The organism is Brevibacillus sp. RS1.1 (genome assembly GCF_013284365.1).
GTDB classification, from domain to species: Bacteria; Bacillota; Bacilli; order Brevibacillales; family Brevibacillaceae; genus Brevibacillus; species Brevibacillus brevis_D.
The window spans coordinates 39,975-53,470 of sequence record NZ_JABSVA010000006.1 but is presented as its reverse complement, the minus strand read 5'-3'; the positions used below and the strand labels follow the sequence as shown (position 1 = coordinate 53,470).

General features: G+C 48.5%; 13 protein-coding genes. 2 read left to right on the top strand and 11 right to left on the bottom strand.

Going from position 1 to position 13,496, the window contains the following annotated elements:
* Positions 1-21 precede the first annotated feature (21 nt).
* The 10 genes from HP570_RS19705 to HP570_RS19660 all read right to left on the bottom strand — a co-directional run bounded on the left by HP570_RS19705 (position 22) and on the right by HP570_RS19660 (position 9,748).
* Positions 22-876, bottom strand: coding sequence for a hypothetical protein (locus HP570_RS19705; RefSeq protein ID WP_173626838.1), 855 nt, complete (start codon positions 874-876; stop codon positions 22-24).
* Positions 877-891: 15 nt separating this feature from the next.
* Positions 892-2,034 (bottom strand): hypothetical protein, encoded by a 1,143-nt coding sequence (locus HP570_RS19700; RefSeq protein ID WP_173626837.1) that lies wholly within the window; start codon positions 2,032-2,034, stop codon positions 892-894.
* A gap of 30 nt (positions 2,035-2,064) precedes the next feature.
* Positions 2,065-3,498: a vWA domain-containing protein gene (locus HP570_RS19695; protein WP_173626836.1), complete on the bottom strand. Its 1,434-nt coding sequence runs from the start codon at positions 3,496-3,498 to the stop codon at positions 2,065-2,067.
* 129 nt (positions 3,499-3,627) lie between these two features.
* On the bottom strand, positions 3,628-3,840 hold the full coding sequence (locus tag HP570_RS19690) for a Flp family type IVb pilin (RefSeq protein ID WP_041749767.1): 213 nt from the start codon (positions 3,838-3,840) through the stop codon (positions 3,628-3,630).
* Between the two features lie 100 nt (positions 3,841-3,940).
* A complete protein-coding gene (locus HP570_RS19685; protein WP_087342078.1) occupies positions 3,941-4,876 on the bottom strand; it encodes a type II secretion system F family protein in 936 nt (311 codons plus the stop codon).
* Positions 4,877-4,880: 4 nt separating this feature from the next.
* Positions 4,881-5,807 carry a type II secretion system F family protein gene (locus tag HP570_RS19680; RefSeq protein ID WP_173607182.1) on the bottom strand — a complete coding sequence of 309 codons (927 nt, stop codon included), beginning with the start codon at positions 5,805-5,807 and terminating at the stop codon, positions 4,881-4,883.
* The gene (locus HP570_RS19675) at positions 5,785-7,173 is read right to left on the bottom strand and encodes a TadA family conjugal transfer-associated ATPase (RefSeq protein ID WP_173626835.1); all 1,389 of its coding nucleotides are present in this window, start codon (positions 7,171-7,173) and stop codon (positions 5,785-5,787) included. Before HP570_RS19675 ends, HP570_RS19680 begins: the two co-directional genes overlap by 23 nt.
* 28 nt (positions 7,174-7,201) lie before the next feature.
* Complete coding sequence (locus HP570_RS19670) at positions 7,202-8,359, bottom strand: CpaE/TadZ family protein (protein ID WP_173626834.1); 1,158 nt, start codon at positions 8,357-8,359, stop codon at positions 7,202-7,204.
* A gap of 3 nt (positions 8,360-8,362) precedes the next feature.
* On the bottom strand, positions 8,363-9,196 hold the full coding sequence (locus HP570_RS19665) for a CpaB family protein (RefSeq protein ID WP_173626833.1): 834 nt from the start codon (positions 9,194-9,196) through the stop codon (positions 8,363-8,365).
* Between the two features lie 96 nt (positions 9,197-9,292).
* On the bottom strand, positions 9,293-9,748 hold the full coding sequence (locus tag HP570_RS19660; protein ID WP_173626832.1) for a prepilin peptidase: 456 nt from the start codon (positions 9,746-9,748) through the stop codon (positions 9,293-9,295).
* Between the two features lie 398 nt (positions 9,749-10,146).
* Here HP570_RS19660 and HP570_RS19655 point away from each other — a divergent pair, with 398 nt between their 5' ends.
* Together HP570_RS19655 and HP570_RS19650 are read left to right on the top strand one after the other, a co-directional pair.
* Positions 10,147-11,298: a response regulator gene (locus HP570_RS19655; RefSeq protein ID WP_142498423.1), complete on the top strand. Its 1,152-nt coding sequence runs from the start codon at positions 10,147-10,149 to the stop codon at positions 11,296-11,298.
* Between the two features lie 32 nt (positions 11,299-11,330).
* Entirely contained in the window at positions 11,331-12,725 is a 1,395-nt protein-coding gene (locus tag HP570_RS19650) for a DUF4832 domain-containing protein (RefSeq protein WP_173626831.1), read from the top strand.
* Positions 12,726-12,797: 72 nt separating this feature from the next.
* On the opposite strand, the gene HP570_RS19645 is transcribed toward HP570_RS19650, so the two are convergent.
* On the bottom strand, positions 12,798-13,484 hold the full coding sequence (locus HP570_RS19645) for a DUF4956 domain-containing protein (protein WP_064201829.1): 687 nt from the start codon (positions 13,482-13,484) through the stop codon (positions 12,798-12,800).
* Positions 13,485-13,496: the final 12 nt, after the last annotated feature.

Here is a 13,496-nt window from a genome sequence, read left to right as displayed (position 1 = left end):
GGGTTTCTCTCACCTTTCCTGTTATGGGTTTCGCAGTTTATCCATCAGCCCGTTTTCCAAGATGGTCATATTAAGCTTCTCGTGGGCCTCCCGCAACTGTTCAACCGAATGGAAAGACTCATGTTTCCCTGTCGTATGCGTCTCAAAGCCTTTCACGGATTCATCGGCAATATTTCGCAGTGTTTTGTCTTTGTAAACGGAGAGTAAGTCGCTCAGCTTTTTTCGTTTCTGCTCCTGTACCCGATCCAGTTCTACTCGATTGGACTGGAAAAGCTGGTAAAGCCGATCCACCGAGTCTTTGATCAGCACCTGTTTGCGAATGCGATCATACAAAATGTAGTCGGATTCAAACAAAACATCCCGCAATGCTGCTTCTTCTCCAGCGATGACGTAGTTGCGCGCGAAAAATTGATTGAGCAGATCCATCCCTCGAGTATAAATGGCACGCAGCTGGTCCCGGCTTTCCATCATGGTTATGCAAACGTCGATCAGCTTCTCTGCATCTTGCCGAAGCACCGTGTCCATCTTATCCTGGTAGCTGGGCAAAAGCTCCCTTAGATACTGGTATTTTTGCTCATACATCTCGATCGGCTTCTCTTTATCCATGGCCAGATTGTTCTTAATCTTGCGCCCCGCATGTGCATGCACCAAAAACAGCTTTACGACAGGCTCTGCTTCATGGCGGCGAACTACTTCACCATCCGGTCGCAGCACCAGGTACCCGACAGCGTCTTTTTTCCCCCATTTCCAGTACGCTACATGGTAGTAATATTGTCCGTTTACGTAGGCTGGGTAGTTATACAGCTCTGTCCTCTCTAAAAAACGCTTATTCCGCTCGATTTGAGCCTGAACCTGTGGTGTATTCACGACTTTCATAAGCAAGGACCTCCGTTACGCAAATAAGGATTTCACCCAGCCAACAGCTTTTCCGACCCCATCCCGGATTCCACGGGTAATCGCTCCTCCAGCTAGCTTGTCAGCGTACTTCACGAGTTTGCTCAATCCCCACAAAACCGCACCAGTGACAACAAGGACACCACCTACCGCCTGCCCGCCTGGTATGACGGATGCAATGACACCTGCATCCATCAGCACACTGCCGAAGTTACCGACGCCATCCACAAATTTCTCATTTTGCGTGGCTTCATTCTGGCTCGAATCGAACGCCATGCCAAAGGTTCCGACCGTATCCATGATGTCAAATGGAAGGCTGATCGCTGCTACACCCACATTTAAACCTTTCACGATTCCCGGCATTCTGACGCCGGACGGATTTGCCGAATTCGTCAGCTGACCACCTTGGAAAATATCGCGAAAACTGTTATTCGGTAATTGTGCCAACACAAATTGATAGTTGCCCCACGCGCTCATCCCGTCGAGTGAATCGACACCCAAGCCAGTTACGGTGTTTACATACGGCGTATTCTTGAAGGCAAGATCAAGGCCTTTTATCGCCAGATCTCCCAAGAACATGCCTTTGCCACGAAGTCCCGCTGCCATGTCTACTTCGCCATTCATAAGCAAATCAGCGCTATATGCCAGCGTACCGCCCATGACGTCCTTGAACGTCCATTTGACTGCACCGTATTCCAGCGTCTCCGTCATCGGTTTCGAGCTATCTGGATCGATGCCGGGGTGCTGAGAAGAAGGCATCTGTAGATTCGGTGCAGGTACGGTTGCTTTTGGCGCTTGCGGGTTCGAGTAATTGACGTTTGGCCCCTGAAAATCGGGTGCTTGTGGATTTATCTGATCCCAATTTGGTGCTTGCGGATTCGTCCAATCCCAGTTCGGCGCCTGTGGGTTCAGCTTTTCCCAATCAGGAGTCTGCGGGTTTATTTTTTCCCACTGAGGCGTTTGTGGGTTGTGCTCCCATTGCGGAGACTCCAGGTTCGGTTGATCCCACTTCGGGGCCTCGTATTGCAGCCCTTGATACTGCATGGAAGCCGCCAAGCCCACCAGCGGAAACAGATTCATCAAAAGAATCAGAACAGCGAAAGTAGCCGCTGCCATTGGGCTTCTTACCCATTTCCTCACTTCACAAACCTCCTTTTGGAGATTTCGTCTCTAGTTTGTTTTCGTGTTTTGTGCAAACTTCTGGTTGATCGCATCCACGGCTTCCTTATAGGACTTCTCGTTCAAGGTATCCAGGAATTGCTCCAGCTCATCTGCCTTTTTCTGTGCAATTTCCAGCTGCTCATCGTTCAACTTCCGCAGTTGATCGGCGAACTCATCGGAAATGATGTTGCTTGCATCCATAGTCATGATTGCAGATGTTAGATCATGATTTTCCCGTTTGGCGATACGACTCCATTTCAAAGCAAAGTGACTGATGTCAATCGATCGGGAACTGCGAGTGGATACGGCTTGGTAGGATGCATTGGCTTTCCACTCTTTCCACTTGTTCGCGATTTCTTTCCCACGATTGAATTCGTCCTGCAGCTCCTTCTGATCTTGAATCAGAACATAGCGGCCTCCCGCTGCCTTTGCCACTTCTTTCAACTGCTGCTGCCCCGGACCGTCTACACCAAATCCAATCACGTTAATAATCGGCGTAATCTCGGATTGGGCCAACTGTTTGGCAGCTTCGACAGGGTCACCATCGCACGTCTCGATTCCGTCACTGACGAGGAAGATCATATTGGTGTTCTTATCCCCAGGCAATTTGCTTAAATCCTTTTTTGCTTCCTGCAAAGAGTAAGCAATCGGAGTATATCCGGTAGGTTGGAACTGATTTAAAGATTGCGTCAGTTTTTCTTTGTTATAAGTCTGCATCCCGTACACCAGCTCACTGCTTCCGCAAGACAGTGTTTTATCCGACTCTTTCCCGCTGCCCTTGTGCCCGTATACGCGCAGAGCGACATTCGCCTGTTCCGGCAAAGATTCAGCAAAGGCTTGAATCGCTTCTTTGGCAGCATCCATCCTCGTCTTGCCGTTCGATTTTGCCGCCATGCTACCACTCGCATCCAAGATAATTTCAACATTGTAGCTTTCTTTAAACTTGAACCGCGGATCATCGATGTCCGGATTCCCAAATGAGGCCATTTTCAGTTCGTCTATTATCTGTTGTGGATCGGGGTAGCTCTGGGCAAACAACCCTAACAAAGCAAGGTAGTACTTGTTCATCATTTCTTCGTCCGGGTTTTCAACAGCAGGGAACTTTTTCAGTTCAGGCAACACTTCTTCCCTGTTGTTGTCATACGAAACCCCGGAAAAACGTCCTGGTGGCGAATTGACGAAGTCCTCTGTCGTTTCCCGCTTTAACGGCATTCCTTCCTGTGCCATGGCCTCCAACGCTTTTACCTTTTCTTCTTGCGTCATCTCGGCGTTTGGGTCTCCTGTTTGGTCTGGCGGTTGGCTTTGCGTAGGCGGTGTTTCCGTGCTTGGTGGAGCAGAAGGATTTTGCCCCTCTGCGTTCTGAGATGTATCCGGCTCCTGCGAACACGCCGTTAACAGGCTCAACAGGAGGATCACTGCAATTATTCCCTTCACGAGTCTCATCAAAGTGCTACCTCCTGCTTGATTTCGTCTTGCTATGTATGAAGCGTCATATGGTTCAGGTGGTGAAGGACCATTCCTTCACCACCTCTTTTCCATATGCTCATCACCAAAAAAGCATTCAATGATTGATTAATTTCCGTCTAATTTTTTGATGATATTGCTCAATGTATCCCCAATGGATTCTCCAACGAGTGTGGGGTCCTTATCAAAGTAGGCCATCACCGCACCAAACACAGCGATGACTACACCTGCCAACGCGATCCACTCAATCGCCTGTGCTCCTTTTTCGTTTCTAAGAGCTCCCTGACTTTTTACATACCATTTCAGCATCATGCTTTTCATATAAAATCTACTCCCTTCATGATTTGGATAATGAAAAAATAAAGAACTGTACACTCCCATCTCGCTGACGGGCATCACCTCCTAAAAGTGAACCCCTGGATCATGGCATGATATCGGAGAACAAACTGAAGTTATCCAAAATATTCAATACCATCAAACCGCCAATTAGGATAATCGCTGTAGGAGTCACGATAAACGTAGTGATCAGGGTTACTTTTGGCGACGCCTTGGCCGCCTTTTCCTTGATTAGCTCTTTGCGGATTCTCCTCATATTTTCCGCCTGCGCCTTGAACGTGACGGCAATCGGCACCCCCAGGCGCATCCCCTGAATGAGCGCTTTGATCAGCATTTGAAACTCCGGATTGTCGTTGCGTCGTAGCAATTGTTCATACGCCTTTTCCCTTTGCACACCGAGATCCAGCTCTTGATTGAATCGGGAAAACTCTTCCCGAATCGGCCCATCAAAAAACTTGATGACTTCGCGCAAAGCCTGATCGAGACTCACCCCCGCCTGAAGTGTCACGCTTACGGTGTCGAGAAATTCAGGCAGGTCATAGCGAAGCTGATGTTGACGATCGCGCGCTTTTTTCTTCAACAAAAGGATGGGCAAAAAGTAGCCAATCAACGGCCAGGCGATCAATCCTAAATGCGAGAAAGGAAAGCGAAGAATGAAAAACAGCGTGCCAGCAATAATGCCGAGCAGAGCCATGAAAATTTTGACCCCTTGAAATTGGGCCACGGTCAAATCTAGTGGCCGTCCAGCCTTGAGCAACCAATCCTCAACCTCATGCGACTCACTAAAAAAGTTGATGCGCTGTCCCATGACAGCATAGTCGTCTCCATACCGAAGCAATCGTTTGACCAGACGCTCGGATGAGGTTTCCTGCTTGCGCACGCCGTAGTTTTTGTGCCCGCTCATCTCATGGACATGTGCGAGCAGCTTTTGCTTCTCGATGGAGTAGCGATACCACTCTTTTAGGCAGATGGCAAACAGCAAAAGAAACAAGAACACGCAAGTAATTATGAGAGCATCCATGTTTTCACACCTTTATGTTGGTCACTTTCTTTACGAGGATATAGGACAGGAGAGTTCCGATTACAAACAACCCCAGAAGAAAAAGACCAAATCCGGAAAACAACGGATCAATGAAGCCTTTGTTCATCGTGTTCATCATCAGCACCAGGGCAACTGGCATGATCGGCACCAAGATAGAGACGTATCGCTGTTCTGCCGTCATCGTCTTGATTTCCTGATTCACGATGCGGCGATCCTCCAATGTCTCCGCCATTTCTTGCAGCACCTGGCTCAAATTCCCCCCTGCGCGCCGTTGTATCAGCAGGGTAGCAGTAAAGATACGGAATTCTCGCGTCGGTATTCGTTTTTCCATGTCAGAGAGCGCCCGGTCAAAGCTGACGCCTAGCTGCAGCTCACGTGCCATGCGGCTAAACTCATCACCAGCGGGATAATTCATCTCCTTGGCTACCAGTGAGATCCCCTGCGAGAGCGTAAGACCTGCACGCAGCGAGTTGGCTAAAAGGCGACACACTTCGGACAGCTGTTCATTCAATCGCTCCTGGTACTTGTTGCGCCGGACGAAGAACAGCACGTTCTGTATGAGATACATCACCACTGCCCCGATCATGAAGTTAAAAGGAAAAGAAATATTCACGACGTTACTGAGCAAGAAGGCAAGCACCATGGTACCTACGATCAAAATTCCGTAAAACTCCGAGGGCGCAAGCGGGAAGTTCGCTTTGATCAGCTTTTTTTGGATTTCCTTGGCATAGGGCGTCTGGTCAAATTTATCTCCCCAAACGATGACGACGCTTTTTCGTTTTCCCTTTACCTCGAACCATTCTTCCGCTTTCTTTTTCCATTCGGTCTTCTTAACCCGATAACCGAGATACTCGTAGATCCCCCAGATGCCAAACAACACCGCGAGACTAAACAGAATAGGCATGGTCACGCTGCTTCCCTCCTTCCGCCTTGAATATGGATTCATCCAGATTGATTCCAAAAACTTGGAGCCTCTCCAAGCACCGCGGGATTACCCCCGTTGCCGTAAAGTAGCCAAGCACTTCCCCTTTCCCGCCAATCCCCTTCCGCTGGAAACGAAAAATCTCGTTGACCTCCACCCGTTTGTCTTCCGTTTTCGCTACTTCCGAAATCGAAACGATTTTACGTGTTCCATCTGACAGGCGTGTGACCTGCACGATGATATCCAGCGCACTGACGATATATTCACGGACAATCGTGGAGGGCAAATCCATCCCGGCCATAACGACCATCCCTTCCAAACGGTTAAACGCATCCTGTGGTGAGTTGGCGTGGACAGTGGTAAGTGATCCTTCATGCCCGGTATTCATGGCCTGCAGCATGTCGAATGCCTCTGGTCCCCTTACCTCCCCGACGATGATTCGGTCTGGCCTCATCCGCAGGGAGTTTCGCACGAGCTGACGGATGGTGACTTCCCCTGTTCCCTCCATATTGGGCGGGCGTGCCTCCATCCCAATACAGTTGGGGTGAGTCAGCTTCAACTCGGCCGAATCCTCAATGGTTATGACACGTTCGTAGTGCGGAATCGCTTTTGCTGTCGCATTCAGCAGCGTTGTCTTACCACTACCGGTCCCGCCGGAGATCAGCACGTTCATTTTGGCTTCCACCACGGCTTGAATGAACTGAGACATCGCTGCACTGAAAGAACCAAATTGCATCAGATCATCCATCAAGAAAGGCTCTTTGCGAAATTTGCGGATCGAAACGAGTGTGCCATTGAGACTGATCGGAGGGATGACGGCATTCACACGGCTTCCATCCTTCAGACGGGCGTCAACCATCGGCGAGCTTTCATCGATTCGTCGGCCAAGCGGTGCCACAATCCGGTCCACGATATGCCGCAAGTGTTCCTCGTCACGAAATTTTAAATCGGTTAATTCCAGCCTTCCTCGTTTCTCGATGTATACCAGGTTGTGTCCGTTAATCGAGATTTCCGTGATTTCCGGATCGGCAAGCAGCGGTTCCAGCGGGCCAAGCCCCACCGATTCATTGATCAAACGAGTCAGCAGGATATCCTTTTCATTTCGCGGAATGACTACTTTCTCTTCCGACATGTATTGGGAGACGAGACGTTCAATTGCGAGTCGCATCTCATCTGAACGAAGGCTGGTCAATCTCTCCAGATTGGTTTCCCGCAAGAGTCGGGTCTTGTAGTGCTCAGCCAGCTCGTCGATATACGGATTGAAGGAAGGAGCTGCTAATGTAGCGGCGAGTGTGGTCTGCTTTGCCTCATCCCCTTGCGCTGTCTGATCTTGCTTTCGTCGGAATAAAGCCATCTAACTCCCACCTTTTTGAACTTGCTCGTTATGACAGTTTCTTGAGTACCCATTTTCGGATATCTTTCGCAGCCGGGGAGAGCTTCTTCTCATTCGCTTCCTTTTGCAACGGTCGGCCTTGATTGACAGCCGCTTGCACGCCTTGATGATCTCTGCTGATCTCAGCAGTAATGGGTGCGGTGAATAATCCTTTCAAATCAGACACATTCAGTTCGTTATCCCTTCCCACTTGGTTGACGACCACTTCGAGCCTGCCCGCGGTATCAATTCGCAGACGTTGGAACAAATCTTCCACGAGTCGGTAAATTTGAACGGACGGTGTGTCCAGATTCATCACGTAATAAATCATGTCTGACTCTGACAAAGCAGCAAAAGTAAGCTCGTTCATATGCGTGGGCAGGTCGATAATCACAAAGTCATAGCTGCGGCGGCTAGCGCGGATTAACCTGGTGACAAATGCCTCGGATATATTTTCCGCTGTCTCGGCATCACGCGGGCTGACCAGCACCTCCAGCTTGGAATGATTCTCTCTTTGGGCCACATTGCGAATATGAAATTCATTGATTTCGTCCATAACCGGCATGAGATCGCCCAATGTACGGTTGTTGTCAAAGGACAAGAAGGTTTCGATTCCACCGTATTGGAGATTGAGATCGATGAGCAGCACACTGGCTGTCGATTCCAGCTTCAACGCTTGTGCAAAACCCGTTGCCAGCTGGGTGCGTCCGCTTCCCCCTTTTCCACTGTAAAAGGAGTACACCTTTCCCCGTCCTCGCACGAAAGCTTTGCCGGATGCATCCGTGCCCTTTTTTCGCTGTTTGATCGAGGATAAATCTGATATTTTGTCGAGACGATCGGACAACAGGTTGAGCTCATCAGGCATCACGATGTATTCCACCGCACCCGCGCGGACGACATCTCGCAGCAGGACAAAGTCCTGTTTTTCCGTGAGATAAATAAGGATGCCCTCCGGGAGCTCGCCTTGTATGTACTGCACCAGCTCTACTCCTGCCCCGTCTTCCGGCTGAACAAGCAAAACAACATCGGGTCCAATCCGGTCAATTTCCTTTTTCACTTCGATGGAAGTCGTGTAGCGCACTTGCTCAAACGGAGTCAAAATGTCCCTCAGCATGTCTTTTACAGATTCGTAATCCGCAACGACGAGAATCTTCATATCTTTGTTCATGACTTACCCTCCGGTTTTCGGTGGTTGATTAGTTGGCTGCAGTGGTACCGAAGTTGGTTTCGTTGGAGGCTGGGCCGGAACTGTCGGTGGTGTCTGAACTGCCGGCTGCCCTGCTGTTGGTGGTGGTGTAACAGGCGGTGTCGCAGGCTTCGCTTCAGCAGGTTTGCCAGGCGGTTTGGTCTGTTCCGGCGTGGGTTCCACAAACGGATCGGGAATCCCCAAGTCTCCTTTGCCCACATTCGCTTTCAAAATGCGAACCATCTGGGCGTAATGCTGCTGGTGAATGAATTTCGGCGCTTCCTCGAACGGCAGCTCGAGAGCTACCCCTTTGAAGCTGTTCTCCGATTTGGCCACCATGGCGACTGGAACGTCTTTCATGAACACTTCTGTCACCGGCTTCCCGTTCACCTCATGCGAGATGATGATGTCCACCCGATCTAGCGCTTCCAGCTCCTGATCGAAGACGACATTGCTCGATGAAAACACTGTCACGAGCCTGTTGTTCTGATCCCGTACAACATTGGCCGGCTTCATGATGTTTTTCGTGATGATGTCTCCCTTTGACAAGGGAACGATCGTGACTTGATTCTTCAAACTCGCTTTATCGATGACGTACGAATCATCCGCGTACTTTTTGGGGATTTCCCTTACCGTCAATTGGTCGGGTTGAATTAGTGCCCGAGATGGAATATCTGCATTTGCTTCGTATATTTCCACCATTTCGCCCAGTTGCGCATTCAAATCCTTGATTTTTTGCAGAAACAGAAAGCCCGCAAGTGCAGCAAGTAGGAACGATAATACAAGGAAAATGATTGCCCTACGTTTTGATTCCAACATCAGAAGATTCCCTCTCTTTTTCGAAAAATCCATTCATGTTTATTCTTTGTCGTTTTATTGCCAATATTGGGAATAAGAAAACTCATGAGAAAGACACTAGGAATACATAACTATGACCAGCAAGAGACTGGTCCCACCCGCAATAAATGGGGCCAACGGGATCTCTCGCACGAGCTTCATCTTTCCTGTCATTTTGGCGATGGCCCACATGGGAAGCACGCTGACTCCCGCAAGCAAATACGTAAGCATGAGCACGACCAACCCCGCTTGCCATCCAACCGCTGCACCGACCAAAGCGAGCAGCTTAATATCCCCTCCGCCCATCTGACCGTTGCTGATCACCGCCATGACTAATGAAATTCCTCCCAGCACAATAACTCCTATCGCATAAGTCAGCCATTTCTCTGGATGAAGGTACGCATGCAGAACGAGAAAATACACAATTCCCGGAAGCGTCAGCCAGTCATAAATGAGACGGCGGCGTAGGTCGGTATACATAGCGACTGCCATTACGAAAAGAATGGGAATGATGACATACCAAGATAACACCATATGTCCTCCTTCCTGCTTTTTGAGGAAAATTTCACCATTACAGACTGCAGATTAGGGAAATTTGTTGCAATCATATCCAATTTTTTTGTATATTTTTTCGTAAAACGCTAAAATACGGCGACAAAAGGTGGGAATACAAAGTCGTGCAGGAGTATCTCGAACTGACTGAGCTACTTGCAGAGATTGAACATCATCCGACAAGTCGATCCTGCTGTTTATGGACAGAAAGGAAGTATTTCGGCAAGTTCTGACCTCCATCGCTTGCTAAAAATTCACAATTCCTATCACTGTAAAGGTTTGGATAACCTCTCTTTTGATGATAGAGTAGAGAGTATGGATTTATCAGATTCGTAAGACAATCTGTTGCATTTTATCGTTTTTTGAAGGAGAGACAGTGGATGAGAGCCTTATTGGTAGACGACGAGCAACTACCCTTGATGCATCTGCAACGATTGCTAGAAAAAGATGTTGGCGGCGTTAAGGTAGTCGGAGCCTACACCAATCCTCTCGAAGCGATCGACCAAGCAATATCTCTTCAACCAGATGTCGTATTTTTAGATATTAATATGCCGCGCATCAGTGGACTGGAGATCGGAGAACGTCTGCAAGGAATCGATAACTCCCCGGAGATCGTATTTGTCACAGGGTACGATAAGTACGCCGTTGATGCTTTTGAGCTATGCGCGCTGGATTACATCATGAAGCCCGTACAGCTTCAACGCTTGCAAAAGACAATGGACCGTCTTCGTGAGAGAATCAAGTCCGCGAAAGAAGCCGCGCCTGTTAAAGAAGAGTCAGTCGTCTCCATCCAATGCTTCAATAGTATTTTGTTTCACCAGCCCAATCAGGAGCCGCAAGAGATCAAGTGGCGCACGAATAAAGCCCGCGAGCTGTTTGCGTATTTGTTGCATCACCGCAACAAGATGATCGACAAAGATTCGCTTATCGAGCTTTTGTGGCCGGACTATGATGGTAGCAAAGGCGTAACCCAGCTATATACGACGATTTACCTCATCCGGCAAACCTTGAAACGCTATGGTCTCCTAACGATATCGATCAACAAAGGTAATTTAGAAGGCGGCTATAAGCTGACGATTGATTCGGCTACGATCGATGTGGAGGAATGGGAGAATCGTCTCAAACAAATCCCTCCCCTCTCTCTTGCCAATATGCAGGAGTATGAGCAATTGCTCGCAGCGTATACAGGCGATTATTTCGGAGACTACGACTATTTGTGGGCAGAGTACGAGCGGGAAAGACTCCGCAGAATGTGGCTTTCGCTCGCCAAAACAATGAGCAGCTTTTATTTGGGACACGGCAGAGTACGAGAGGCGATCAACGTCAACCAACGCATTCAGAATTTGCACCCGCTTGAAGAAGACAGCTACATGATCTTGATGCAGCTGTACGCTTCCTTGGACGATCATGCGGCTGTAGAAGAACAGTATCAACTCTTGACCTCTCGATGGGAGAATGAACTCGGGTCAGCAGCAAACGAACATATCACCAAGTGGTATCACATATGGAAACAAGAGACCGAACAAAAGTAATGCTACTCTCTCACTAAATCTAGGGGGCACTCATGAAGCTCAGAAGTGTTCTATACAGCGTACTTCTCGCTACTTTTTGCATTCTACCATCCTCTGCCGCCGCCTCCAGTTATGGAACGGCGACCTATTCACCAAAACAAACCCAAGACGTGCTCCGAAACCCGTATATGGGACTGGCTCCCGACTCAGGGACGAGCAATCTTGAGCAAGAACACACGCTTGTCTATGCCAATCTTACCTGGAGGATGCTCGAGCCTACTAAAGGGGATTATGCATTTGATGAGGTCGAAGATGCGATCCGGTTTGATGAATGGACAGAAAAAGATGTCAAGTTCATCCTCCGTATCGTAATGGATATTCCTCACACCAAATCGGACATGGAGATACCGGATTGGTTATACAACGAGATCGGCGGGGACAATGACAACTTTGAAGACGGCGAGTGGTATCGAAACGACTATGGCAAAGGCTATAGTCCCAACTACAGCAACCCATTGATCATCAAATACCACAAACAGTTGATTGACGCACTAGGAGAGCGTTACAAGGACGATCCCCGCATTGCTTTCATTCAACTGGGAAGCGTCGGTCACTGGGGAGAATGGCACACCGATACGTCTATTCCTTTCCCTGCGACAGAAGTCACGGATCAGTACGTCCAACCGTATCTGGATAACTTCCCTGATTCCATGCTACTGATGCGAAGACCTCATCCAGTCGCCAAAGAGTACAAGCTGGGCCTGTTTAACGACATGTTCGGCAACAAAGAGGATACAGACAGCTACCTGTCCTGGATACAGAAGGGCTATGTATCCTGGCTGACCAAAGAGACAATGCCCGCCATGCCTGACTTTTGGAAGTATGCACCAAGCGGTGGAGAGTTCTCCCCATACGACTCGTTAAACAGCTACTTTGATCGCTCCTCCATTAACCAGGTAATCTCACAAGCCAAAGCTTCGCATATTAGCTGGCTTGGCCCCAATACACCTGCACAGTTCGAAAAAGATAGCGAACAACAACAATACCTGGACCGCTTTTTAAACACGATTGGCTACCGCTTCTCCATCACGAAAGAGACACATGCCAAAGCAGTCCAGCCCGGAGAAAGCCTCGCTATAACGATGGATTGGCAAAATCGCGGTGTCGCTCCTTTTTATTTCCCATGGATTCTCGAGCTGTCACTCACGGATGAAAATGGCGAGATCGTAACCAAGACCAAAACGGACGAAGACATCCGCAAATGGCTTCCTGGCACGAAAACCGTCAAGCAAAGCTTGAAAATCCCAGATGACTTACCAGAAGGAACATACACCCTCTGCGTGGCTATCCTCGATCCGCATACGGAAGAACCGGGCATTCAATTTGCCATGGAAGGAAAAAGAGCGGACGGAAGATACACACTAGGCAAGGTTCAAGTACGAGACTGATCATCAAAGAAAAAATCCCTTCCTGACAACCTGTAAAGGAGTCGTCAGAAAGGGATTTTTTTGTAGAATCATTTATGGTGCATAATCGCCATCGTAGCTGACCAATGATACGTTTTTCACACCTTCTACCTCTGAAATATCTTGAACAAATGCTGTATTATCTCCTTTGATTTTTACTTCAACAATCAATTCCACCATCTCTTTGTTGACTGTCTTTGATTTCAGCGTGTATTTAAGCTTGTTCAGCTGGTATTTGACTCCGTCATTGGCTTGATCCTGATAGGTAATAATGAGCAGATAAGCAACATCTCTCATTTGCCGCTTGGATAATACGACAATGACACCTGCCACTACCAGAGATCCTAGAACGGAAACCGGGTACACACCTGCTCCCGTCGCAATACCGACCGAGATCGACCAAAACATGAAGACAATATCCAACGGGTCTTTGATGGCGGTACGGAACCGCACAATACTCAACGCGCCGACCATCCCGAGAGAGAGCACGATATTCGTGCTAATCGTCATGATAATCAGGCAAGTAAGCATGGCCATGGCCACCAGCGTGATGTTAAAGGTGTGCGTATAGACGACGCCGCGAAACGTTTTCTTGTAAATATAGTAGATGAACAACCCAAGCACTCCCGACAACACAAGACCTATGACCGTATCGATGATCGAGATGCTGGCGAATTGATCCATTTTTAAGACGCTTTTTTTGATGATATCTTGAAAAGTAATCGTATTGGTCGTGTCCATAATTTCTCGACT

What these genes read in the sequence shown, in the direction of transcription:
- HP570_RS19650 (WP_173626831.1), top strand. Translation starts at nt 11,331, where the DNA reads ATGAAGCTCAGAAGTGTTCTATACAGCGTACTTCTCGCTACTTTTTGC.
- HP570_RS19675 (WP_173626835.1), bottom strand. Translation starts at nt 7,173, where the DNA reads ATGGCTTTATTCCGACGAAAGCAAGATCAGACAGCGCAAGGGGATGAG.
- HP570_RS19645 (WP_064201829.1), bottom strand. Translation starts at nt 13,484, where the DNA reads ATGGACACGACCAATACGATTACTTTTCAAGATATCATCAAAAAAAGC.
- HP570_RS19695 (WP_173626836.1), bottom strand. Translation starts at nt 3,498, where the DNA reads ATGAGACTCGTGAAGGGAATAATTGCAGTGATCCTCCTGTTGAGCCTG.
- HP570_RS19670 (WP_173626834.1), bottom strand. Translation starts at nt 8,359, where the DNA reads ATGAACAAAGATATGAAGATTCTCGTCGTTGCGGATTACGAATCTGTA.
- HP570_RS19690 (WP_041749767.1), bottom strand. Translation starts at nt 3,840, where the DNA reads ATGAAAAGCATGATGCTGAAATGGTATGTAAAAAGTCAGGGAGCTCTT.
- HP570_RS19665 (WP_173626833.1), bottom strand. Translation starts at nt 9,196, where the DNA reads ATGTTGGAATCAAAACGTAGGGCAATCATTTTCCTTGTATTATCGTTC.
- HP570_RS19705 (WP_173626838.1), bottom strand. Translation starts at nt 876, where the DNA reads ATGAAAGTCGTGAATACACCACAGGTTCAGGCTCAAATCGAGCGGAAT.
- HP570_RS19655 (WP_142498423.1), top strand. Translation starts at nt 10,147, where the DNA reads ATGAGAGCCTTATTGGTAGACGACGAGCAACTACCCTTGATGCATCTG.
- HP570_RS19660 (WP_173626832.1), bottom strand. Translation starts at nt 9,748, where the DNA reads ATGGTGTTATCTTGGTATGTCATCATTCCCATTCTTTTCGTAATGGCA.
- HP570_RS19685 (WP_087342078.1), bottom strand. Translation starts at nt 4,876, where the DNA reads ATGGATGCTCTCATAATTACTTGCGTGTTCTTGTTTCTTTTGCTGTTT.